The 24,179-nt window shown below is 38.6% G+C and carries 23 protein-coding genes; 8 read left to right on the top strand and 15 right to left on the bottom strand.

Features of this window, described 5'->3' with window-relative positions:
- The first annotated feature begins 376 nt into the window (after window positions 1-376).
- The gene (locus tag FXW34_RS00115) at window positions 377-1,192 is read left to right on the top strand and encodes a DUF3939 domain-containing protein (protein ID WP_147531662.1); all 816 of its coding nucleotides are present in this window, start codon (window positions 377-379) and stop codon (window positions 1,190-1,192) included.
- A gap of 194 nt (window positions 1,193-1,386) precedes the next feature.
- On the opposite strand, the gene FXW34_RS00110 is transcribed toward FXW34_RS00115, so the two are convergent.
- The 4 genes from FXW34_RS00110 to FXW34_RS00095 all read right to left on the bottom strand — a co-directional run bounded on the left by FXW34_RS00110 (window position 1,387) and on the right by FXW34_RS00095 (window position 4,381).
- Window positions 1,387-2,343, bottom strand: coding sequence for an aldolase catalytic domain-containing protein (locus FXW34_RS00110; RefSeq protein WP_147531660.1), 957 nt, complete (start codon window positions 2,341-2,343; stop codon window positions 1,387-1,389).
- Window positions 2,344-2,466: 123 nt separating this feature from the next.
- Window positions 2,467-3,531 (bottom strand): C40 family peptidase, encoded by a 1,065-nt coding sequence (locus FXW34_RS00105; RefSeq protein WP_246140782.1) that lies wholly within the window; start codon window positions 3,529-3,531, stop codon window positions 2,467-2,469.
- A gap of 104 nt (window positions 3,532-3,635) precedes the next feature.
- Complete coding sequence (locus FXW34_RS00100) at window positions 3,636-3,923, bottom strand: HesB/YadR/YfhF family protein (RefSeq protein ID WP_147531658.1); 288 nt, start codon at window positions 3,921-3,923, stop codon at window positions 3,636-3,638.
- A gap of 92 nt (window positions 3,924-4,015) precedes the next feature.
- The gene (locus FXW34_RS00095) at window positions 4,016-4,381 is read right to left on the bottom strand and encodes a hypothetical protein (RefSeq protein ID WP_147531655.1); all 366 of its coding nucleotides are present in this window, start codon (window positions 4,379-4,381) and stop codon (window positions 4,016-4,018) included.
- 130 nt (window positions 4,382-4,511) lie between these two features.
- On the opposite strand from FXW34_RS00095, the gene FXW34_RS00090 reads away from it, so the two are divergent.
- The gene (locus tag FXW34_RS00090; protein WP_147531653.1) at window positions 4,512-4,871 is read left to right on the top strand and encodes a Lin0512 family protein; all 360 of its coding nucleotides are present in this window, start codon (window positions 4,512-4,514) and stop codon (window positions 4,869-4,871) included.
- A gap of 56 nt (window positions 4,872-4,927) precedes the next feature.
- Here the strand turns inward: FXW34_RS00090 and FXW34_RS00085 are convergent, their stop codons facing one another.
- Entirely contained in the window at window positions 4,928-5,896 is a 969-nt protein-coding gene (locus FXW34_RS00085) for an NAD(P)H-dependent flavin oxidoreductase (RefSeq protein WP_147531651.1), read from the bottom strand.
- Window positions 5,897-6,081: 185 nt separating this feature from the next.
- Between FXW34_RS00085 and FXW34_RS00080 the strand changes: the two genes are divergently transcribed.
- Window positions 6,082-7,215 (top strand): cysteine desulfurase family protein, encoded by a 1,134-nt coding sequence (locus tag FXW34_RS00080; protein WP_147531649.1) that lies wholly within the window; start codon window positions 6,082-6,084, stop codon window positions 7,213-7,215.
- Window positions 7,216-7,866: 651 nt separating this feature from the next.
- Here the strand turns inward: FXW34_RS00080 and FXW34_RS00075 are convergent.
- From FXW34_RS00075 to FXW34_RS00050, 6 genes are all read right to left on the bottom strand, one after another.
- Window positions 7,867-9,453 carry a long-chain-fatty-acid--CoA ligase gene (locus FXW34_RS00075; protein WP_147531647.1) on the bottom strand — a complete coding sequence of 529 codons (1,587 nt, stop codon included), beginning with the start codon at window positions 9,451-9,453 and terminating at the stop codon, window positions 7,867-7,869.
- 45 nt (window positions 9,454-9,498) lie between these two features.
- Window positions 9,499-10,311: an SDR family NAD(P)-dependent oxidoreductase gene (locus FXW34_RS00070; RefSeq protein ID WP_147531645.1), complete on the bottom strand. Its 813-nt coding sequence runs from the start codon at window positions 10,309-10,311 to the stop codon at window positions 9,499-9,501.
- Between the two features lie 22 nt (window positions 10,312-10,333).
- Window positions 10,334-10,723: a MaoC/PaaZ C-terminal domain-containing protein gene (locus tag FXW34_RS00065; RefSeq protein WP_147531642.1), complete on the bottom strand. Its 390-nt coding sequence runs from the start codon at window positions 10,721-10,723 to the stop codon at window positions 10,334-10,336.
- A 33-nt stretch (window positions 10,724-10,756) separates the two neighbouring features.
- On the bottom strand, window positions 10,757-11,200 hold the full coding sequence (locus FXW34_RS00060) for a MaoC family dehydratase N-terminal domain-containing protein (RefSeq protein WP_147531640.1): 444 nt from the start codon (window positions 11,198-11,200) through the stop codon (window positions 10,757-10,759).
- Window positions 11,201-11,285: 85 nt separating this feature from the next.
- Window positions 11,286-12,464 carry a lipid-transfer protein gene (locus FXW34_RS00055; RefSeq protein ID WP_147531638.1) on the bottom strand — a complete coding sequence of 393 codons (1,179 nt, stop codon included), beginning with the start codon at window positions 12,462-12,464 and terminating at the stop codon, window positions 11,286-11,288.
- Window positions 12,465-13,395: 931 nt separating this feature from the next.
- Window positions 13,396-14,559 carry an acyl-CoA dehydrogenase family protein gene (locus FXW34_RS00050; protein ID WP_222705299.1) on the bottom strand — a complete coding sequence of 388 codons (1,164 nt, stop codon included), beginning with the start codon at window positions 14,557-14,559 and terminating at the stop codon, window positions 13,396-13,398.
- Window positions 14,560-14,761: 202 nt separating this feature from the next.
- Here FXW34_RS00050 and FXW34_RS00045 point away from each other — a divergent pair, with 202 nt between their 5' ends.
- Window positions 14,762-16,504: a sigma-54-dependent Fis family transcriptional regulator gene (locus tag FXW34_RS00045; RefSeq protein WP_147531635.1), complete on the top strand. Its 1,743-nt coding sequence runs from the start codon at window positions 14,762-14,764 to the stop codon at window positions 16,502-16,504.
- Between the two features lie 70 nt (window positions 16,505-16,574).
- Here FXW34_RS00045 and FXW34_RS00040 read toward each other — a convergent pair whose 3' ends face one another.
- The 3 genes from FXW34_RS00040 to FXW34_RS00030 are packed head-to-tail and all read right to left on the bottom strand — an operon-like array spanning window position 16,575 to window position 20,335.
- Window positions 16,575-17,756 (bottom strand): Ger(x)C family spore germination protein, encoded by a 1,182-nt coding sequence (locus FXW34_RS00040; RefSeq protein WP_187118786.1) that lies wholly within the window; start codon window positions 17,754-17,756, stop codon window positions 16,575-16,577.
- Window positions 17,737-19,269 carry a spore germination protein gene (locus tag FXW34_RS00035; RefSeq protein WP_147531631.1) on the bottom strand — a complete coding sequence of 511 codons (1,533 nt, stop codon included), beginning with the start codon at window positions 19,267-19,269 and terminating at the stop codon, window positions 17,737-17,739. Before FXW34_RS00035 ends, FXW34_RS00040 begins: the two co-directional genes overlap by 20 nt.
- Window positions 19,259-20,335: an endospore germination permease gene (locus FXW34_RS00030; protein WP_281292915.1), complete on the bottom strand. Its 1,077-nt coding sequence runs from the start codon at window positions 20,333-20,335 to the stop codon at window positions 19,259-19,261. The genes FXW34_RS00035 and FXW34_RS00030 overlap by 11 nt, the downstream gene beginning before the upstream one ends.
- Window positions 20,336-20,712: 377 nt before the next feature.
- Here FXW34_RS00030 and zupT point away from each other — a divergent pair, with 377 nt between their 5' ends.
- Window positions 20,713-21,525: a zinc transporter ZupT gene (gene zupT, locus FXW34_RS00025; RefSeq protein WP_246140779.1), complete on the top strand. Its 813-nt coding sequence runs from the start codon at window positions 20,713-20,715 to the stop codon at window positions 21,523-21,525.
- A gap of 80 nt (window positions 21,526-21,605) precedes the next feature.
- On the opposite strand, the gene FXW34_RS00020 is transcribed toward zupT, so the two are convergent.
- On the bottom strand, window positions 21,606-22,385 hold the full coding sequence (locus FXW34_RS00020; RefSeq protein ID WP_147531625.1) for a hypothetical protein: 780 nt from the start codon (window positions 22,383-22,385) through the stop codon (window positions 21,606-21,608).
- Window positions 22,386-22,468: 83 nt separating this feature from the next.
- On the opposite strand from FXW34_RS00020, the gene FXW34_RS00015 reads away from it, so the two are divergent.
- The 3 genes from FXW34_RS00015 to FXW34_RS00005 all read left to right on the top strand — a co-directional run.
- Window positions 22,469-22,948, top strand: coding sequence for a hypothetical protein (locus FXW34_RS00015; protein WP_147531623.1), 480 nt, complete (start codon window positions 22,469-22,471; stop codon window positions 22,946-22,948).
- A 74-nt stretch (window positions 22,949-23,022) separates the two neighbouring features.
- On the top strand, window positions 23,023-23,481 hold the full coding sequence (locus FXW34_RS00010) for a hypothetical protein (protein ID WP_147531621.1): 459 nt from the start codon (window positions 23,023-23,025) through the stop codon (window positions 23,479-23,481).
- A gap of 117 nt (window positions 23,482-23,598) precedes the next feature.
- Window positions 23,599-24,179 (top strand): IS110 family transposase (locus FXW34_RS00005; RefSeq protein WP_147531619.1); only part of this gene is annotated, 581 nt, incomplete at its 3' end.

Below are 24,179 nucleotides of genomic sequence, written 5' to 3'. Positions count from 1 at the left end.
TCGATATAATAGTGATAAACATCACTAACTATGTCCGAATATCATTATACACTTAATTATTTGCTAATTGTTATATATTTCTAGTTTTTTCAAATATTAACAAATTTGTAAAATTTAATTTATTTTCTTGGTGATTTTCAAAAAAGCTCTTGATATTATTCTTTTTTATTATCCGGAATGTTCATTATTACGCATTGTTTATAAGTGTTTCGTAGTGTTTATCATAATGGGAAAAACTAGGCAAAGAATGTTTAGAAATTATTGCCACATTTGTAGAATTTGAGAGTAAAATAGAAGTAGAGGCACATCATGATTACATTCTATTTTCCTAGATTAACTCAAATTATTATTTTACTAGAGAAATGGAGGCAATCCGATGTTATCAAATGAGGCAAATCTCCAAAGGGAATATACGTACTTTTTAAAGGACCACCTACCTGAAGGCTTTATCTACGATGAGAATCGAGAAATTCCAACAGTCATCGTCCCGGTTGGAAATTCAGCAGAAATAGCTAAAGTGGTCGAGGCGGAGCTCCGCTTACAGGGATATTCAGAGGCTATGGTCGCAGTAGAACCCATCATTATCAACGATCGTGAAGAAATCCACTTAAGCTTTGATTTGTTGTATTTTACCGAACTGCAGGCTAAAAGCTGTTTGTTGTTAGTTGCTCGCACTATATATACTTTTGGAAGCGGTTCCGATACAAAGGAAGAAACTTCGATTTTTTCATTTTTTAAATCAAAAAAGAAAAGCCCTAAACACGACGTCGATAAATTTAAGGATGATATTACAAAGGAAGATGTTATTAAAGCGGTTCGTAAATTTTCTGACAACCTCCCAGATGGAACATACCGCACAATCCTCGTAAACGAAGACTACAGCATTGATTTTTCCCAATTACTTAGATACCTTCCTAGAAAACCTACACAAAAATTTTTTATGTCTAAGGAAACCTATGAGATTTTCGAGGAACATGAGGCCCATATCCCTCCATTAATGGATAAGGTCCAAAAAGCAGTTGATGCCTATGTACGTGAGAAAAAAGAATACCCGCTACTGCCTTACGATCATTTGCGTCGCGTTAATGGCTACTTACTAGTGCAGGAGCATTTATTAGAAGAAGTGCCACAGATAGATTTTTATATTACAAATTATGATGGTCTCGTAACCCATGTGAAGCCGAAGAAATAATAGTGGTGGTGAAATAACTCCATAAATGGAAAATAGCCCGGGCATAATAGTATTCCCGGGCTTAGCGTTATTTCAGCTTTACTGTAGTGTCGACAATCTCATATTGTTGGTTTGCAACATTTGAAAGATTGTCAAGGTAGACAAAAAGGCACCCTTCATCAATTGAGGAAGGATGCCTTTGGATATTGTTCCTTTTATTTTGCACGTGCTACAGATACTTCAGGTGATGTTACTTTATCATAAAAGTTTACGAATTCGTCACGCTCAGGGCTGTTACGGTAAGCCATAGCCACACGTGGATGTTCGTTTAATACACCAGAAATCATGTAAGGAATGATGTAGCCCCACTCCCATTTTTCGCGCATTTCTAGCATATGTTTTTCAATAACACCTAGTACTGGTTTTAGCTCATAGCTTGTTTTTGGTATGTAGCTTACAAGAAGCTCGGTGTTACAGTTCCCAGCAGCACGTCCCATTCCATAAACAGATGCATCAAGGAATTCTACGCCATTTTTCATTGCAGAAATGGTATTAGCAAATGCAAGCTGCATGTTGTTATGAGTATGAACTCCAAGACGCTTGTTTGGAAGCATTTCGCGGAATTTCTTTACTTGATGAGCGATATCCTGAGGATCTAAGCTACCAAAAGAGTCAACGATGTAAACAACATCAACTGGGCTTTCTTTAATCATTTCGAACGCATCAATAAGCTGACGTTCTGGTGCACTGGAAAGCGCCATAATATTAAGGGTAGTCTCATAGCCTAAATCATGGAACATTTGCACGAGCTCTAACCCCTTGTCCACTTCACGAATGTAGCAAGCTACACGAATCATATCTAGTACACTTTGCTCTCTTGGAAGAATGTCTTCTGGGTCTACACGACCAATATCAACTAGTGCTGAAAGCTTCGTTTTCTTTTTTACCGGAATTACTTCTTTAAGGAAATCATCATCGAGGAATCTCCAAGGATTGGGCTCAGTAGCATTAAGGAGTTTCGCAGAATTTTTGTAACCAATTTCCATATATTCTACACCAGCTTCATTTAAGCCGTTGTATAAGTCTTGTACAAACTCAATACTGAAATCCCAGTTATTAACTAAACCACCATCGCGAATGGTACAGTCTAATATTTTTGTTTTATTTTCCATAAACCTTTTCCCCCTTTTTTACCATCATATCAGATTTTTTGACATTGTACGTCGTGGATACCTTCCATTTTACAAATTTTCTTACAAAAAGAAAAGCTGTCGACTATGACAGCTTTAAATATTTTAAAAAATAACTCTTTTTGAATAGAGATAATTTTGCTTCCAGTAAGGATTTTGTAGGACATTTTTTGTGATGGTTACTCCTTTTGAAGTAGATGCGTGTATCATGCTTCCATCCCCCATATAGATCCCAACATGACCGACACGTCCATCAGAGTATAAATCCTTTTGCGTAAAGAACATTAAGTCTCCAGCTTCCAACTGTGAAACAGTAGTCCCACGGCTAGCTTGATCTCTAGAAACGCGAGGAAGTGTAATGCCGTTTTTTCCAAAAACAAGTTGAGTATAAGAAGAACAGTCAAAATATTTTGGAGCCTCTGCTAGAGTTGCACCAAATTTATATGCTGCACCAATATAAAGTTTTGCCTGATTTAAAACTTTTTGTCTCTGAGTGGCAACCGTCATATGATTGGTATTTTTAACCGGCTTATGCTCCTTCGCAGGCTCCATTTCTTTCGCCTGATCACGAGGTGGAATCACAAATTCTTGACCATCCTTCACAATATCTGAAGTTAGTTTATTGGCAGCTTTTAACTCAGGTATGGTGACGTGATGGAGTCGAGAAATATTGTATAAACTATCGCCGGTATGAGCGATGTACTTTTGTGCAGGTTTTTGAACTTGAATGGAGCCATTGCTTGGCTGAAAAGTAATATATGCGTTAAACAGCGCGCCGCCTCCATGCAGAGATACGTAAGCCGTCTTATGTATCCAACGTGGCGGTTTTATGTTTACGTACTCATTCCCTTTCTTCGCTTTCGTTCCGCCCATCGTCGTTCTAATAATGGTAGAACCATCAGTGATTTGATAGGTTAATGTCTTTTCTTCAAATTTTATATAGTTGTATCCTAAAGCTTTTGCAAGTGGAATTAATGGTAAATAATAAACTCCATCAATTTTAATCGGATTAATACCATTCACGGCTTTACCATTAACCGCAAGTTTTGCAGTCGGTACCTGTTGAACCTGTGCATTAGCCTCATGTGTTCCAGTGACGGAAAGACCGATCATAAACAGAACGATTAGTGTATGGCGGAAAATTTTTCTTAGATGCTTTTGATTATGCAAGGTAATCTTCTCCTCCTTTTTAATTGAAAACAATCATGAATAGCATTTGTTAACAACCATTTTTTATGCAAGAAGGAGGTATTACCTATTGCTGATTGTAGGTTTTATGTAAAGATGTATTCGACCTCATCTTTTTTCTTAATGATGAGCAAATCATGATTTTCCAAAAACCATTCATCCTGATCACTGAAATAAAAAGTGATTCCTTCCACCTCGTCTTTAATAGCAACATTTCCCTCCTTTCCTAGAGAAATTGCTAAATAATAATCACGATGAGCCGTCGGGATTCCACCGTATATTTTTACAACAAACTGAACATAATCCCCCTTTTTAAGATTCATCTCAGAGATATACCACTCGGCAGCTTCTTGACTCACTTCCAACTTTTTCATTCGGAACACCTCTTTCATTTGGAAAAATGAATACGTTTTATTGATTCGATTTAATATTCCCATAAAAGCTGTTGTGGCATTCAAAAACGGCATCAATCATTCACAACATCTTGATTTTGAAATAATGAACAGAGGTTCTTTAAGGTGTGGAGTCTTGCGGTAATGAAGAAAAGCTCACTTTCATTGTAATGTACATACTCATCAATAATGTCGATGCCCTTTACAAACTGACCAACTAGATAATAGGTATATTTTTCATCCCATTCAAAGCGATTTATACGGTGGAGTTCATCTGCTAAAATTTGAAACTTAAATTCCTCAATATAGAGCTTGATTTGATATAGCTTATCTCGATTAATATCCAAGGTATTTCGCAGCCTCTCAAGCCTTGGAACATACCGAATAAATTCCTGTATATTATCAGCAAGTAGGTTTGCTTTTTGCATTTGCGCATTCATTTTATCTCTCCTCTTCTTCTTGTTAAGAAGAGTGTATGTTAGGTAAAAAAATTCTAATACATTACCAAAAATCAACAAAAACAGGCTACAATAAAGAGGATAAGCATTCGGAAAGGATAGTGACGCATTTATGGAAAAAATCATGTTTATTGAAACAGGGATGGGCATCGACGTACATGGTCAAAACATCACAAAGGCGGCAGTACGCGCGATCAAAAATGCAATTCATTTTAATTCTATGCCAGGCATCCGTTCAGTCCTGCCAGGAAACAGCCTCGAGAATATGAAGGTCAATGTAAAGCTTGCGGTTCCCTGTGAAAAGGAAAACCTTAATATCGAAACAGTAAAAGCAGCCTTACCCTACGGTCAAGTGACTGTTGAAGTAATGGATGGCGGGATGCTAACAACAAGCGGAATTGTCATCGAGGAAAAGGGTGACAAAAACGACTTAATGTACATTGTCGTTGCCTCAGTGGAAGTTGGATACTAATAAATAATAAAGACAGGTACCTCACACAAGTGGAGATACCTGTCCTTTTTAGATTATTAAGCGTTATTTGCAGTTCTTGCAGCAATTGCATAATCTTCCTTAAGTTTTTCAACTACTTCTGCAACTGTTTCAATTCTTTTTATCGCTCCGACCCCTTGTCCAGCTGACCAAATATCCTTCCATGGCTTTGGACCGTTTTCGCTTTTATAATTTGACCAGTCGAATGAATCCTTTTTGATTAAATTTTGCGGATTTAGACCAGCTCTCTCAATACTTGGCAAAAGGTAATTTGCCCCAATTCCACTAAAAGCATCGGTGTAAAGCACATCTTCCATCGTAGATTCAACCAGCATTTGACGGTAAGCATCACTAGCCAAGCTCTCCTCGACTGCAATGAATCTCGTTCCCATATATACTAAATCTGCCCCAAGCAGCTGAGCTGCCGCAATATCTTGTCCATTAGAAATCCCACCAGAAAGAATTGTAATCCCATTCCAAAATTCCTTTACCGCGCTAATAAAAGCAAATGGATTTAATGATCCAGCGTGTCCGCCAGCACCGGTACATACAAGAATTAACCCATCTGTACCTTTTTCAGCAGCCTTCTTTGCGTGAACTAGATTGACGACATCCGAAAAGACGAGTCCGCCATAACTATGTACGATTTCAACCACCTGACTTGGATCACCAAGAGATGTGATGACAATGGGAGGCTGGTACTTTTCAATAAATTTAATATCTTGCTGATATCGTTTGTTTGTTCGATGAACTACTAGATTCACTGCCCATGGTGCAATTTTCCGATGTGGCTCTAAACGCTTTGCTTCATCAAGCGCACTTGTTATTCGAGACATCCAAGCCTCTAAATCCGCTTCGGTTCGGGCGTTTGCCAATGGGAAGGAGCCAATAATACCAGCCTTACAGCCTGCGATGACCATTTCCGGACTAGAAACTAGGAACATCGGAGCACTAATAACCGGAAGTTCCAATTGAGTTGATATGGTTGATGGAATTTTATCTGACAAGATTTCTCCTCCTTTTACAAGTAAGATGTATCCCTTTAATTATAATTGAATTTTCTGTCAATTTAAACGAACTAGTTATTTCCAATTTAACTGTTAATTTTACAAAATCCGCTTTTAATTGCTAAGATATTTATGGATAATAACAGATTTAGAAATGGTATGTTGAAAAGGAAGAAGGTAACAGGATGGCGGAAATCTACTTAGATAATAGCGCAACAACAAAACCATATCTGGAAGTAACAACTAAAATCGTAAAAATACTAACGGAGGTTTATGGAAACCCGTCGTCCTACCATCGTCTTGGTCAAGAGAGCCGAAGCATGATTGAGCTTGCGCGACAGTTGATTGCAAAATCTCTCTCTGTTAAAAATGATGAAATATATTTCACCTCAGGCGGAACTGAATCTGACAACCTGGCCATCAAAGGAGCTTGCCTCGCGAATTCGAAGCGTGGCAACCGCATCGTCACTACTGTTGCCGAACACCCGGCAGTTATTAAGACGATTCGCGATTTAAAACGGCAAGGCTGGGAGGTTGAGTATGTTTCTGCTCCACGTGGTGAGCTTGACCTAGAGGAATTAGATGCTGCCATTAACGAACGAACAGTGCTAGTCAGTGCAATGCTCGTCAATAATGAGCTAGGATGTATTTTTCCAATTGAAAAAATAAAGCAGATCATTGCTCGAAAAAATTCTCCTGCTCTCCTGCATTGTGATGCAGTACAAGGATATGGAAAAATGGATTTCACAGCTGCAAGTATTGGCGCTGACTTAATCAGCATAAGTGCACATAAAATTCACGGACCAAAGGGCATTGGTGCGCTTTACGTAAGAAACGGTGTAAATATGTTCTCGCTTAATCTTGGCGGTGGTCAGGAAAACGGTTTGCGTTCCGGGACGGAGAGCACACCTTTAATAGCTGGTTTTGGCGAGGCAGTACGGTTGACGTTCGAAAATCGATTTGAAGACCAACTTCATATGTTGAAGCTTCGGGATTATTGCATTAAGGCTTTGTTGGCAGGAATTCCGGATGTGGTCATTAATTCGAGCAAATTTGGTGCACCGCATATTGTCAATTTTTCATTGCCTGGAATACCTAATCGAGAAGTTGTTGAGTACCTTAGCACGAGGGATATTTTCATTTCAAGTGCGGCGGCCTGCAAAGGGAATCGATCGCGTGGTCCATCGATGCTAGAATCACTTGGTTTAACTCGTGAGCTAGCTGATAGCGCTTTGCGGGTCAGCTTTTCATATATGAATAGTATTCAAGAGGTAGATTTGTTGGTGGAAGCTTTGGTTGATTTTTGTCAGGGAAAATAGAGGTGGCACCCAGTAATTGGAGTTTTGTTATTCTGACCATCTAATTGAAGGTTTCACGAAATAGAGTAATGATTAGTTGCTATTCACACCATCTAACTGAAGATTTTACGATATAGAGTAATGATTAGATGCTATTCACACCATCTAGATGACAATTTCACGATATAGAGTAATGATTAGATGCTATTCACACCATCTAGCTGAAGATTTTACGGTTTAGAGTAATGATTAGACCCTATTCACACCATCTAACTGAAGATTTTACGATATAGAGTAATGATTAGATGCTATTCTCACCATCTAGATGACAATTTCACGATATAGAGTAATGATTAGACCCTATTCACACCATCTAGCTGAAGATTTTACGATATAGAGTAACGTTTAGTTGCTTTTCACACCATCTAGCTGAAGTTTTTACGATATAGAGTAACGATTAGTTACTATTCACACCATCTAGATGAAGATTTTACGATATAGAGTAACGATTAGACCCTATTCACACCATCTAGCTGAAGATTTTACGATATAGAGTAACGATTAGACCCTATTCACACCATCTGGACAATAGTTAAAGAATATGAAACGGCACCTTTCCACAAAAATTGGAAGATGCCGTTTCTGGAACTTCATTTACAAATTTTCAATTGCTTAGTTAACTCTCCGTCCCTCTTCTTGCCAGTATTTTTCGCGGAGATTACGTTTTAGGATTTTTCCGGCACCGCTTTTTGGAAGCTCACTTACAAATTCAACTGATTTGGGAACTTTATAGTTTGCAAGCTTTTGTCTGCAGAAAGAAATAATTTCTTCTACAGAGAGACTGTTTGATTTTTTCAAAGCAACGACAGCCCTAATCGACTCACCCCATTTTTCATCCGGGATACCGACCACTGCACACTCCAATACTTCAGGTAGCTGACTGATTATTTGTTCCACTTCCACAGAATAAACGTTTTCACCACCAGTAATAATCATATCCTTTGCCCTATCGACACAATAAAAATAGTAATCCTTGTCCCGATAGCCCAAATCACCCGTGTAATACCAGCCATCGCGGAGGGCATTTGCCGTTTCCTCTGGCAGATTCCAATAGCCCTTCATAATATTTGGACCCTTGGCAACGAATTGTCCGACCTCTCCAACCGCAGCTTCCGTGCCGTCAGGAGTGACCACCTTCATTTCAACTCCTGGAACAGGACGTCCAGCTGCTGCTAGTCGCTTAATTTTCACTTCACTACCATCGAGGATATGATCCTTCCCATGCAGAAGGGTTAGAATTGGTGCCGCCTCCGTCATACCGTACGCTTGCCAAAATTGAACATTTTCAAGTTTTTCCAAGCCTTTTTGGAGGACGCTCACAGACATAGGTGATGCCCCATAAATGATGGTCCTCAACGAATTAGTATGTGGTTTATCAAATTCTGGCATATTGAGGAGAAGGTTAATCATGGTTGGGACAAGCAGAGATGAAGTCACCTTTGTTGCTTTTATAACCTCCAATACTCCTTGTGGGGTAAACGAGCGTACGAAGGTATGAGTTGCACCTAATAATGTGATGGAGAAAGTTGCTGCCCCATCTGCCAAGTGAAACATCGGTGCTGCATGAAGGTAAATATCATCTTCCTTAAGAACGCTATAATATAACATACTATGATAAGCGTTATTCACAATATTTTTATGAGTCAGCATAACACCTTTAGAGCGACCGGTTGTTCCGCCTGTATAATACAGACCGGCTACATCCTCTTCATTAATTTCTCCAAATGATAGCTTATGATCAGGCTGCTCGTTCAGCAGCTCTTCATAGTGAAGAAAGCCTTCTTGAACCTTCATACTCCAGTTTGCTTCATCCTCCACTAAAATCACATGGCGCAAGCCTTTCACTTTTTGTTTAATCTCAGATAAATGCGTTATAAATTCAGGATGAATGTACAAAACTTCGACTTCGGCATCATTTAATATAAAGGAGATTTCATCCGCACTTAATCTTGTATTTAACGGAACGATGATTCCACCTAAAGCCGTTGTTCCATACATGATTTCCAAATAACGATATTCATTTAGCAAGAGGGCAGCAACACGGTCCCCCTTTTTCACACCAAGACGAGCAAGCGAGTTCTTTAATTTTGCTGTTCTTGAAGCAAATTGAGAATACGTAAAGCTTTTGTCTCCATCAATCATTGCTACTTTTTCCGGAAAAGTACGTGCTGCATGAAGAAGCCCCTTTGGAATTAACATAAAATCTCCCCCTTATTCATTTAAATGATCCATCTTTTAAAATAATTAAGTGTACATTCCTCCATTTATATTTAGCACTTGGCCGTTTACATAATTTGATAAAGGCGAAGCGAGATAAAAAATCCCTCCTGCTGCCTCGGCAATCGTACCCGCCCGCTTTTGTGGAATCGATTGCTCAAACATTTTCCTCACCTTTTCGGGAATCCCTACTGCTACACCATCAACCGATTCACCTTTTTCCTTCGATTGAGTCAATCGTGTATCAATCATTCCAAAAGCAACGGCATTACAATTGACATTGAAGCCGGCCCATTCCTTGGCCACTGTTTTCGTTAAACCAATTAATCCAGCCTTTGCAGAGGCATAGTTCGCTTGTCCAACATTCCCCATCACTCCAGCAACAGATGAAACGTTTACGATTTTGCGATAATTGACTCGACCAGCCTCAATATCCGCCTTACCCGCATCACGAATGTATGGAGCGGCTTCACGGATCAATCGAAATGGTGCAATCAAATGTATATCAAGCATTTTTTGAAATTGCTCGTCGGTCATTTTATGAATGAGGCTATCCCAGGTGAAACCAGCATTATTGACTAAAATATCAATTTTTCCAAAAGCGGAAATAGTTTCGTTGATGATCTTTTGTGGGAATTCAACTGCGGTCACATCGCCCACTACCGTAATCGCATCTCCACCTTTTTCTTTGATGGCTTGCAAGGTCTCCTCAGCTACATCGTGATCTTTATCAGAAATGACGACCTTTGCACCATGCTCAACCATCATTTCAGCAAGTGCCCGTCCCACACCACGTCCAGATCCAGTGATGATGGCTACTTGATTGTTTAATAGTTTCACAACATCCCCTCATTTCGTTTCGTTATTTGACAACCTTAGCAACTTCAAATTGTCCCGATAGCTTTATTTGGTCAGCACTTTTTACAGTAAGCTCGCCTAACCATCTAGATTCACCATCACGCTCTATTTCATCTGTAATTTGACCAGTTACTGTCAGCTTTTCACCAGGATGCGTCATATTGACAAAACGAACCTTGAAGTCTCTTAAATCGGCGCGAGGAAACCATTGCGTCAGTGCTTGACCGGCAAACCCCATCACTAGCATCCCATGCGAAATTACGTCACCTAGGCCTGCTTGCTTTGCGACAGGGACAACAGTATGAATGGGATTAAAATCACCTGATGCCCCCGCATAACGGACTAATTGACTATGGGTAATGGCTGGTTTTTCTAACGATTGTAATATTTTCATTATTTCGCTCCTTTTTTAAAAAGATTGATAGTTTTAAGGTCTTTCAATAATGAGGGATTTTGAAATCAACACTAATTTATCATCCTGATTTTTGTATTCTGTTTCTATCGTAAAGAAATTCATTTTTCTTTTTTCAGTCACTTCTGTCACTTTACTAGTACAGGAGATTGTATCACCTGCGCAAATATCACCTAAATATGTGTATTGCATTTCTCCATGAAGGACCTTTAATGGGTTGACTTCAAGTGTCTCCATCAATTGCTCAAAATTTGGACCCGCCCACATATCAATGACAGTTGCGAAGGTTGGGGTAATCGGTATATCCCTAAATCCAGCTGCTCTTGCCGCCTCGACGTTATGATAAATGTTATTGTCATCACCAATTGCTTGTGCGAACTCCTTAATTTTCCCCCGCTCAACGCTAAAGCTATAGGGTGCAAATTCGAGTCCAAGTTTACTAGATAGGTTGTTTAGCATGATTATTCACTCCTTAGATTTTTTTGGTTCGTGATCCATTAGCTTCAATGGAGCAAGGCTATAGTTTGATTTTTCAGGAAAGTAATTAGCCCTTTTGATAAACCGTAACGACACATGCTCCACCCAGACCTAAGTTGTGTTGCAAGGCCGTCCTTGCCCCTTCCACTTGGCGGCTCCCCGCATCGCCACGTAAATGCCAGACGAGCTCAGTCGCTTGCGCCAAACCGGTTGCCCCAAGCGGGTGACCTTTGGACATTAATCCTCCAGAAGGATTGATTACATACTTTCCACCATACGTGTTGTCCTGATTATTAATCAAGGTCTCGGCTTCCCCTTCACCACATAGTCCCAATCCTTCATATGTGATGACCTCATTTGGAGTAAAGCAATCATGAAGCTCTATGACATCAATTTCTTCAGGTCCGAAGCCAGCCATGTCATACGCTTGTTTTGCAGCTCTCTCCGTCATACCATAACCAACTAAGTGGAGGTAATCCTCGTGGCTATCTGGTTGATCCGTTGCCATTGCTTGGGCAATAATTTTTACGGTTTTGTTGATGTTATGCTTTTTGGCAAAACGATCACTGCAAACAATGACAGCCGCAGCACCACAGGTTGGTGGGCAAGCCATCAATCTTGTCAGCCCAGGATATACTGTTGGTGCGTTCATGACATCGGCCAAATCCATCTCATTTGTAAACAAAGAATACGGATTATGAACAGCATGTTTTCTAGACTTTACTGCGACCTTGCCGAAAATATCATGATTCGCTCCTGATTTTTCTAGATATTCTAATCCCGCAGCCCCAAATACCTTCAAGGCAATAGGACCTTCTGGTAATTTTCCATCCAATTGCAAAAAGCGGTCATTGATCCACTGGAATGGCGAGGTGCGATCTACCCAATTCTCGCCTAACGCCCCTGGCTTCATTTCTTCAAATCCAAACGCTAGCACACAATCCGCTTCCCCTGATTCCACTGCTTGTCTTGCTAAAAATAAAGCAGTAGAGCCCGACGAACAGTTGTTGTTAACATTAATAATTGGTATTCCCGTCATGCCCACCTTATAGAGCGCGGTTTGTCCACAGGTCGAATCGCCATAAACATAACTGGCATAGGCTTGTTCAATAGCAGTATATGGAATTCCCGCATCTTTTAAGGCTCCATTGATGGCATTTGCAGCCATGATTTCGTAAGGCTCGTTTTTACCTGGTTTTTCAAATTTAACCATGTTAACCCCAATGACGTTTGCATGATTTGGCATGATTCATCCTCCTTGGCATTTGATTTTTTTGGATAGAACTTTTATACAGACACTTTTGACTCGTTTGTGCTGTGTTTTGGCCTTATGAATGCTTCATACGGACATTTTGGAATGGTTCGCGCTGAGTTTTGGACTTATGAGTTCATTCCCACGAATTTCACACCATGTTTTGAACTCATAACCCCTTCATGAGTTCACTTCCTCAAATTTCTCACCTTGTTTTGATCTCATAGACCCTTCATGAGTTCACTTCCTCGATTTTCTCACCTTGTTTTGCACTCATAGACCCTCCATGAGTTCACTTCCACAAATTTCTCGCCTTGTTTTGAACTCATAACACCTTCATGAGTTCATTTCCTCGATTTTCTCACCTTGTTATGAACTCATAGACCCTCCATGAGTTCACTTCCTCGATTTTCTCACCTTGTTTTGAACTCATAGACCCTCCATGAGTTCACTTCCACAAAATTCTCGCCTTGTTTTGAACTCATAACACCTTCATGAGTTCACTTCCTCGATTTTCTCACTACCTTTTGAACTCATAGACCCTTCATGAGTTCACTTCCCTGAATTTCTTACCACCATTTGAACTCATAGACCCTCCATGAGTTCACTTCCTCGAGTTTCTTACCTTGTTTTGAACTCATAGACCCTTCATGAGTTCACTTCCTCGAATTTCTCACTACCTTTTGAACTCATAGACCCTTCATGAGTTCATTTCCTCGATTTTCTCACCTTGTTTTGAACTCATAGACCCTTCATGAGTTCATTTCCCTGAATTTCTTACCACCATTTAAACTCATAGACTCTTCATGAGTTCACTTCCTCAAATTTCTCACCATGTTTTGAACTCATGGCGACAAGTACGCTCACCCATTTTTCCAGCCAATCATCATTCTATGAGCGTCTCTCTTAAACTATCACTACGAATTTACTTTCCTAGCACATCTTTACTGATAATTTCCTTCATGATTTCTGATGTTCCGCCATATATTCGCTGAACTCTAGCATCCACATAAATACGTGAAATCGGATACTCCTCCATATACCCATATCCACCAAAAAGCTGCAAACAGCCATCGACGACCCGGCCTTGCGCTTCAGTTGTCGATAATTTAGCGATGCTTGCATCGGCAGCACTCAGTTCATTATTCGCTAACTGCGCTAAACATTGATTGGTGAAGGCACGATTGATTTTTGCCTCGGTTGTCATTTCAGCCATTTTATGGCGAATCACTTGAAGCTTACTAAGCGCTTTGCCAAAGGCCTCTCGTTCATGGAGATATTTAATTGTGATTTCCAATGCCCCTTCCATTGCTGCACATGCTCCAACCGCAAGAGTCATCCGCTCCCGAGGCAATTCCTTCATTAACGATATAAATCCACCGTCAACCTCTCCAAGAATTTGGCTAGGGGGGACAACTACACTATCGAAAAATAACTCGGAAGTGTCGGCAGAATGGAGACCACTTTTGTTTAAATTTTTCCCTTTCATAAATCCTTCAGTATTTGCTTCAATAATAAACAGAGTCGTTCCTTTAGAAGCTGAAACAGCCATATTTGTTTTGGCTGCAACAACAGCAAAATCTAAATGCTGACCATTCGTAATAAAGGTTTTCGAACCATTGATGATATAGTCACCAGTATCAGGATTCTTTTTTGCCGTTGTTTTGATTCCCTGCAAATCACTTCCTGCTCCAGGCTCAGTCATGGCGATAGCCCCTATGGATTCTCCCGAAGCCATTTTCGGTAAATAGCGAATTTTTTGAGCCTCTGTACCAGAATTAAGAATGTAGTGAGCTACAATATTGGAGTGCACAGCAATATTTGTTGCGATCGAATTGTAGCCAAGCTTGCTAAACACTTCTATGACACAGGCGGAAAACGGCAATGTTGCTCCTAATCCACCATATTGCTCAGGAATATCTACACAAAGGAAACCGGCACTCCCAAGCTTTTTCCACAACACTTTTGGGAGTATCCCATCCTGTTCCCACTGGTTGTAAAATGGTTCAATTTCCTTTTTCGCAAAGGTTTCTAGCGATTTCTTAAACAATGTAATCTCTTCTTCAATGGCTAAATGATGATAATTCAACGACTCCTCCCCCTTTTATGCAATTGCCCTAATACAATGCAAGTACTGTGCCATTTATTTTGTCTATGAAAATAAAGCGATTTAGCTGAAAATATGTTAAGATTAATTTACAGAATATTGTAAACTGTCTGAATTATTTACAACTGTTGTTAACGCCTCAAAAACTCTTGACGACAATGCGTTTGAAAGGAAGTGGATCAATTTGCTCGTATCAGAAGCGATGACAACAAAGTTTATGTGCTGTAGCAAAAATCAAACCATCAAAGAAACACTCACCATGTTTACGCAAACAACCTCCAACATCCTTCCAGTCGTAGATAGTGCCAATAAATTAATAGGTATCATTACAAAAAATAAACTTTTTAAGATACTAGCTGAAATGCCTTCCTTTGAAACGACAATAGAACGATACTTTCACCCTAATCCAATTTATATCCATCCTAATGATGAAATAGTAGAAACGCGTCGCCTGCTATTAAAACATAATATTGGACATGCGCCGGTTGTTAATCGCGAATTGCAGCCAGTTGGCTTAATTTCTACTCAACAATTACTGAGCTCCTATAATATTTTTTTTAATTGGAAACAAGAACTCCGCTCTGTTATTGAACTTGCCTATGATGCGATTATTCTAGTAAACAACAAATCGGAAATCACAATGGTCAATAAAGGTTTTACTAATCTTTTTGGTGTTTCCAGTGAAGAAGTATTGAATCAGTCTTGCACGAAATTATTTCCAAATCTCGATATCGAACATGTAGTTAAAAGTGGTGTGAGCATTCGCAATACTCCCCAGCTAATTAACGGGCAGCAATCACTCATTTCTATTTTTCCAATTAAAGAAAAAGAAGAAACGATTGGCGCAATTTGCAAGGTGACCTATCGTGGATTAACGCACCTACATGAGGCGTTGACAAAGGTGAAAAAACTCGAAAAACAGTTATCAGATTATCAAAATAAATTTAATGAAATGAAAGGAACGAAATACACATTATTTGATATTGCCGGGGAATCTGCAGCTATTAAAAAAGTAAAGCATGAAGCTACGTTAGCATCGAGAAGCATGTCCACCGTGTTGATTACGGGCGAAAGCGGAACCGGAAAAGAATTATTTGCACAAGGTATACATGCTGCATCCGGACAAATGGGACCATTTATTCAAGTCAATTGCGCCGCTATTCCGGCAGAATTGCTAGAATCAGAGTTTTTTGGCTATAGTGATGGGGCGTTTACCGGTGCCAAAAAAGGTGGAATGAAAGGGAAATTTGAGCTTGCCCAAAACGGGACGATTTTTCTTGATGAAATCGGCGAAATGTCGCTCTCGCTCCAAGCAAAACTGTTACGCGTGCTACAGGAACGGGAATTCCAGCCAATAGGAAGCGCAAAGACTGTTCATATAAACTCAAAAGTTATTGCCGCCACCAATCAAAATATTGAAAAAATGGTAGAAGACGGTAGATTTAGGGAAGATTTGTATTATCGATTAAACATCATTCGCCTAAATATTCCTCCATTACGCGAAAGATTAGAGGACCTGCCAGAGATCATCCAAGCAATCATTGACCGTCTAAAACAGAGCGGTTTTTACATCAAGGGAGTAACCCATTCCGCTTTGACAAAAATGCTGAGACATTCATGGCCAGGTAATGTGCGGGAGCTGCAAAATGTACTTGAAAGAGCTGCGAATCTAAAAACTGGTGACTATATTGAGGAAGAGGATATTCCTACCTTTAAAGGAGCCACCAAAGACCTAAACACAACCGGATTGCCCCTAAAAGCAACCGATTCTTCTGCAAAATCCTATAAAGAAAGACTTTATTCCAACGAAAAGGAAATGATCATCTCAGCATTAAAAGAAGCTAACGGAAACAAGACAAAGGCCAGCCACCTCCTCGGAATCAGCAGACCCTGGCTTTATGCAAAAATCAAGAAATATAAGCTATGAAGGAAAGCCATGATGAAAAACAGACTCCTTCTTAACTTAAAGGAGTCTGTTTTTATCACTTATCCCTCAACTAATTTCCTAATGTAGGAATCTTTCGTTGTTTACCACCATCACTAATTAACAGTTCTACTTCTATCTTCCTGATAGAATCTTTGTTTATTGGAATCCTCCCATGTGACTCTATATCTTTCCAAACCGAATAATGATCCTTATAGAGCACATTTGATAGACGGTAAACATCTACGCCATTCTCTAGTCCTTTTGTGTAAGTATCGATGATTTCTTGTTTTATCACCTTTTTAGCCTTGGAACTGATTTGCCCAACAGAAATATTTTCTTCCAGTTTCGATAAAGAGGCCTTTAATTTTAATTTAATATCGAATTGGACACGACCATTAGTAATAATTGGTTCGACCTTAACCTTCCGTTTACTTACCATCAGTCCAATCGTCACCTTGTCTTTTATTTTCAAGCTTAAACCAGAACGCTCAAATTTCTTCTGCATCCATCGATAACCATTGGCATCGTCATTCAATATCGTACCTTTATAGGAATTGTTATCAATAACTGCAATCCCTTTAATATAGCCAATTTTTCGTTTTTTTTCATCACCCTTCCATGTAGAATCGTTAGTCCCCGCCATTGGAATAACCATTTCATGTGGTGGTTCATAATTTGAAATGATGACCTCCCTCAAGTCCGGTGTTTGAATATAAGAATACTGACTAAAAGCTGCATCGGGGTCACTTAAACGTGACAAGTAGGTTGACATATTGATGGGTGGGTCGACATTCATGATTTTTGATAATGGCTCATCTGTACAGTAAATCCACATCTGATAATGTGTTTCAAAATAACGATCGATAATATCGGTTGCATCTTTTAGGCCATTATGATGAATTGCTGATTTTGTTAAAAATATATAAGTGAGATGTCCCCAATGAATTCGCCTTTGCGTTGATTTATATAAATTGTAGATTGCATCTTCGACGGAATACCCGGCCTCATGTCCAATTTGCGTATGAATTTGTTCGCCGGTACCTGCTCCGGATTCTGATTTGGCCAATAAGCTGAGATTCATCAATTGAAGATATACTATATACTTTCCATCTTTATAGTCAATTCCCAAACCTTGTGCGTACGCCATTCGATCAGGCTCGTTAGAATCCCAACAACCAGTGAGTTGAACTACTAGTGAAATCATGATGGCAAGTGCTATCCTTCTTCTAGTTTTATTTCTTATTATGAGCACCATCCTTTCTCGTCACATCTTTCAAATTTAAATCCTCTGGTCTGCTCTTCATTTCGGAGCCAGGTAATCTGAAAAAGGTTTTTAAGAAGGTCCCCTTATTAAATTCATTCAGCCCATCTAAATAAGAGACACCAAAAACTTGAATGGTTCCTAAATAACTCAACAGTAAGTAAAAGGAAATTAACACACCGAAAAAGCCCATGATGGATGCCATTATAATAGTAATAAACCGGATAACAGAAATCGTACCAATTAGAGATTGATCGATTAAAGTAAAGGTTGAAACGGTTGACAAGGCAATAATTACTAACATGGAAGGACTCGTTAATCCAGACCGAATTGCAGCATCTCCAATAATTAGCCCTCCTACAACACTCAATATTTGCCCAATTGCCATCGGTAATCGAACGCCAGCTTCTCGAAATAAATCAAACAAAAGCAACATTCCAAAGGCTTCTAAAGGTGCAGGGAAAGGAACACCCCGCCTTGTTTCAACAATCGTCGCTAATAATGTTAAAGGCAATTGATCTTGATGAAAGGTAGTTAGCGCAATCCATATTCCTGGCAAAACGGTCGAAACAACTAAACCAGACACTCGCAAAAATCGTTCAAGCGAGGCAAAAATATATGAGATTTCGCGATCTTCACTACTTTTAAATAAAAGATGAAAATTTATTGGCGTGATATATGCTGTCGCCACTCCATCGATTAATATGACAAACCTTCCACTGACAAGATTCTGAACCGCAAAATCTGGTTTTCCAGTATACTTATGCCTTGGAAATATCCCATAAGGATTGTCATTTATTAATTCCTCTAATTGAGTTCCACTAGTGAGACTATCCACAGAAATACCATTAAGCTTATTAGTAATCTGAGTTAATGTATCTTGATTAACAATATCGTCCATATAAAGGAGTAAAACTTTCGTCTGTGACCTTTCGCCAATGGAAAATTCATCGAAGACGAGCGAAGTCGTTCTAAGGCGCTTTCTAATCAATGAAATATTCACATTAATATCTTCGATAAAATCATCGCGAGGTCCAAGAATGGTTGATTCAGCCTTTGTATCTTCTGGCGATCGCTGCGGTCGTTTCGAAATGTCTGCAGTAATAAGTGTTCCGGGCAGGCCGAAATCGATAAGTAATTTCCCTGCAAAAACATCCGAAATTGCATCTACTTTATTATCAATCGTAGCCAGTGAAGGCAAATTAAGATTTTCAAGAATCCTTTCTTCTGAAGGTTCCTCATTTAGATTAGTAAAATATTTTTCAATTAATCGAGGAATCGTGTTAAATAGTAAGTCTGTATTTACTAAACCCGCACAATAGATTAATACGACTTGATGTCCATTGAACTTAAATAGGGACTGTTGAACATCGGAATTTTTTTCAAAGACTTTCTTTAGCAGCTTCGCACTTAAAGGTTCTTCATCTGAACTACTAACAGTCTTAGGCTGCGGTGGTGCACTGTTTTTTTCGTTATTTTTCCCAAACAAACCTTTAAGCCTCATGATTTATCCTCCTATCTTTTCTGGCTGCAATTGTGATGACTAGGAATAATAAACATGAAAATCCTAGCAAAAAGTAAGCTGTGTAAGGCAATAGCACGTAAAATAGAATCTTAGAATACAAAAAGTCACTCAATGGATAGAGGGTAAGTACTTCAACTATGATAAAAACTGCATAATAATAATATTTACTGTATTTGTTGTTATTTATGGATAATAGTTCTCTAATTAAGAAAAACACAAAGCTAATCCGAATATATGCCCCAGTAAGCCATTGATAAATAACGAAGAAGAAAATATGTTCAATAAAATGTCCAATCGATACAAGCTCCCACTCTTCATAGGCCGGAAACCGCAGCTTCTCCGCTTCACCTTGGCTAAACTCAATAATGGCCCCTATTAACGGACCAATTGTTAAACTTGTTAATAATATTGCTGTGATGGCGAATTGCTTATAGCTGAATTTTTCTTTTATCTTATCTTGGATTAACAGCAGCAAAAACAGCTCCGAAAATCCAGATAACGGAAAAATACTCCCTTTAAATATGGGTTCATAGCCGTGTTCAAACATCGGCTTTAATAAAGAGTAATCTTTATATTGCATATTAACGATGGCCACAAAAAAACCAAGTATAACAACGAAGAACAATAAAAATTGATTCGTAATACAGATAGATTTAAGATTTGTGTTTGCCATTAGAAAGCAAACAAGCCCTAATGAAAACGCAGTTACAATTCTCGGAGTCTCGGGAAGTAAGGAAATATTCACCCAAGTAACTGTTTCGCGTAATGCTGCCACCGCCATTAGCATGAGGCTAAAAACAAGCATCGCAATCAAAGTGTAGACAATCCATTTATTACTTCGACTCAATAACCACTGAAATATATTTTCCCTATTTGTCTTTTTATGGATAGCCAAAATAATCAAAATCCAAATTAGCGTAATCAAAAGTGCCAGTATCACACTCAACCAAGAATCCTTTTTGGCAGTTTGAATTAACGGAGGAATCGCAAAAACATGATTTTTTAACCCTACGGCAGTAATGATGAGAAGAATAATTTGGAAAATCGAAATTTGATAGGAATTGTTAATCCTTCCTCAACTCCCCCTAGTTTTTTATTTTTCTTATTTTTCACAGTAAAGGTATTAATATTCTCTACTTCCAAATATTTGAGAAATTTGCACGGAAGATTAAAGTAATCAATTCTAATTACTTCCTTTTTGTTTAAAAATATGATAATGTTGGATGAATCTCAAAAAGTTTGCCTAAGGAAACTTTTTTATTTAGGTGCATGTTATCACCTAAATTTAAACTGTTGGCGCGAAATTAAAATGTTGAACACGTGCAACATTTGTTAGCTCATGCATATGTTATACAAATACCAAATTGGCTTAAAAAAATGGAATACCATTTAGAATTAATTCATGAATGTGAGGGGAAAAAGGTGGATAATGTCTTATTTGCATTATGGTTAACCCTTTTAGCAGGTCTAGCCACTGGCATTGGAAGTGTTTTAGCTTTTTTCACATCCCATACCAATACAAAATTCCTATCTTTGGCACTAGGGTTTTCTGCTGGAGTGATGATTTACGTATCAATGATTGAAATTTTCTTCAAGGCAAAGGTAGCACTTGTAGCCGATTTAGGGGAAGTACCCGGAAATTGGGTAACAGTGATTAGCTTTTTTGGGGGAATGCTTCTGATTGCATTAATCGATAAATTCATCCCAAAACAAGGAAATCCGCATGAGGTGAAAAAGATAGAGGAAATGAATGCACCATTAAATGGAAATAACGCTAGTAGTCCAGACCTTTTGAAAATGGGAACCTTTACAGCGCTAGCCATTGGCATTCACAATTTTCCGGAAGGCATCGCCACTTTTGCGTCAGCAATTCAAGATCCAGGCCTCGGAATAGCGATTGCGTTTGCAATCGCCATCCACAATATTCCAGAGGGAATTGCCGTATCTGTTCCGGTTTATTTTGCAACGAAAAGTAAGAAAAAAGCATTTAAGTTGTCATTCTTGTCAGGCTTATCAGAACCGATTGGTGCCTTACTAGCATATTTGGTGTTGATGCCATTCTTAACTGACACTTTGTTCGGTATTATTTTTGCCGGTGTTGCAGGGATTATGGTGTTCATCTCCCTAGATGAGTTATTACCAGCTGCCAAGAAATACGATGAAGCCCACACTTCCATCTACGGCTTGGTCGGCGGCATGGCCGTCATGGCTTTAAGCTTATTACTATTCATTTAATTGATGAGATTTTTATGGTGAAGCTTAGCTGCCCAAATCAAATGATATGGGCAGCTTTTTAATGAAATAATTTATCGTTTTTAGATGATATCCAATTTATTACTTCCAAAGTTCACCCGAAGGAAATATGCTTGTTCCTCTTTAAAAACTTGATTATGAACGATAACAGAGTTGTATCCATGATAAACACCAAATAAATAGACAGATGGAAAAAATAATAGCCATTGATAATTAACTAATTGTGGAATATTTTCAACCTGACCAATAAACGTATAGATAATTATTGTGGGTAAATGCGTATTTAGTGAAATGATAAAAGCCCAACTTGTTAAGATGAAACCAAACAAAAGCTTATGGCAATATACGTGCCCCAAACCTGTAAATGCGCATGACCAAGCTAAGCCCACCCACGGATTCCTTTTATCAAGGAAGTTCATATCTATGGATCGAATTACATCATGTTCAAAATGACGGACGTTTTGTTTTGATTCCAGCCACTCAAGTTTGTTTACTTCCACCGCTAGCCGATAGCTGTCCCAAATCGAATATACCCAAATCGATGCATATACTAAAGCATAATCATAGTTGATAACTTCATGAACTTTGTCCCATTGCAAATTAAATGTATAAAATAGTGCAAGATTAATTTTCCCAAAAAAATTCATTAGGATTTCTCCGGTTAAAAATATGGCCCCTTTTAAATACATCCCCATCGACATATGTCCAAATCCAGGTAACGCAGCAGACCACCAAGCTGCAACCAAAGGGTTATTTCTGTATAAGTGATTAACACCCCATATACCCATATACATTTTTGAAAATCTCGGTTTCGTTATTTGGACCTTCAGCGGTTTATTCAATGATACTACTCCTTTTTAGTATTATAATTTCCAATTAATTGGAAATAATGTACTTACCAATAATCTTTCTGAAAGGCTAAATCATGCATATTATCGCTGGATATCAAAGCTCCAAATTTTTGGAAATGGCAATTCAAGAAATTAAAGATTCTGGTATTAATGAAGAGAGAATTGTCACGATCGAAATGAAAAATAATGAACGTAATGCACAGGTATTGGATACCATCATGTATTCAGATGGATTTAGCATCCTCGATGGAATGGCTGTTTGGTCTGTTGTCGGGGCACTTTTTGGAATTATTTGGGGTGCTAATCTCATAATCGGTCCAATCGCTACTGGTCTATTTGGTTTTTTTCTTGGTGCATCTTTGGGATTTGTCATTGATAAATCATTTAGGAGAAAAAAACGAGGAAATGAAAGGTATAAAAACTATATTGATTTTTTGATTATCATAAAATGCATTAATAAAGAGCAATTCCAAAAAACTGCTTCAATCTTTCAAAAATACCATGCAGTCTCAATCGGCTATCACTCTCCGAATGCTTCGAGGGAATCTATATAAATATGAGGGTATGGTATTTCATTTAATTGGAAACATTTATTAGGAGGAAAAAGTTGTATGAGGTGAAAAAGCACATGATTACAAAGAGACATTTTTGGTTTAACCTTTCAATCATATTAATCCCTTGGCTCTCACTGATATTTATCGGAAAAAGACATGTAAAACGCTATTCTGTCTCTGGAGTTTTTATTGTAATATTTGAGATTCTAAACCATTTATATGGTCATAAGCGGAATTGGTGGAAGTTTTACGATAAGCGTAAGTCATTTATGAAAGATGAACTTCCCTTTAGCGTGGGTCCTTACATGCCTATATCGATGTGGATCCTAAAATATTCATACGGAAACTTCAAAAAGTTTGTATTTCTAAATGTGATTGCAGATGGACTGTTTGCATTTCTTTTCATTGATATTCTAAAAAAACTGAAAATCATCAGTCTAAATCGGATTAATCATTGGCAATTCTTCATCTACCTGCACTATAAGGCCTACCTACTATACGGAGTACAAAACCTGTACGAAAAAATGAAATAAGTGCCTAGTATAGTAAATAGGTCAAATAAATAGAAAAAGGCCACCGTTTTCATTGTAAAATGGAAGAACCTATCACAGAACTTCCAATATTACTACCCTTCCAAGGAGATGAAAACGATGGCATATTCAATATTTAACCACATACAAGGTAAAAAAGGAAGTCGATGGGCAGAGTTTGTAAGAGAGACAGGGACGGAGAATCTAATGTTAGTGGCAATCGATGCCGCAAAGTATACACAAAAAGCAATGATTTGTACTTTTTATGGAGACATATTAGTAAAACCATTTGAATTTGATGCGTCCATGACAGGTTTCGAATATCTTAATAAGATTATTCGGTCCGAAAAGGCGAAAAATGGACTTAAAGAAGTAGTGGTGGGAATTGAAACCACTGGACATTATTACGAGGATCTTGTTAGACGATGCCATTCTGATGGCTATCATGTGAGGACTTTGAATGCAGCGACAACTGCCCAGGAAAGACAAGCTCTATTAAACTGGTCGAAAACCGATAATTTAGATTTAATGGCGATTGTTCAATCTATGATTCATGGGCGGGGGACATCGAATAAATTAGCTTCTGGTAATGTTCTTACTTTACAAAAGCTAACACGTGCCCGTCGTGAATTAGTAGAGGAACGAACAGAGACACAAAATTTGATTCGGATGCATATGGACCATATCTTTAGGGAATTCCA

It is taken from the genome of Bacillus marasmi (assembly GCF_902168435.1).
GTDB classification, from domain to species: Bacteria; Bacillota; Bacilli; order Bacillales; family Cytobacillaceae; genus Bacillus_BU; species Bacillus_BU marasmi.
This window is presented reverse-complemented; position numbering and strand designations above follow the sequence as displayed.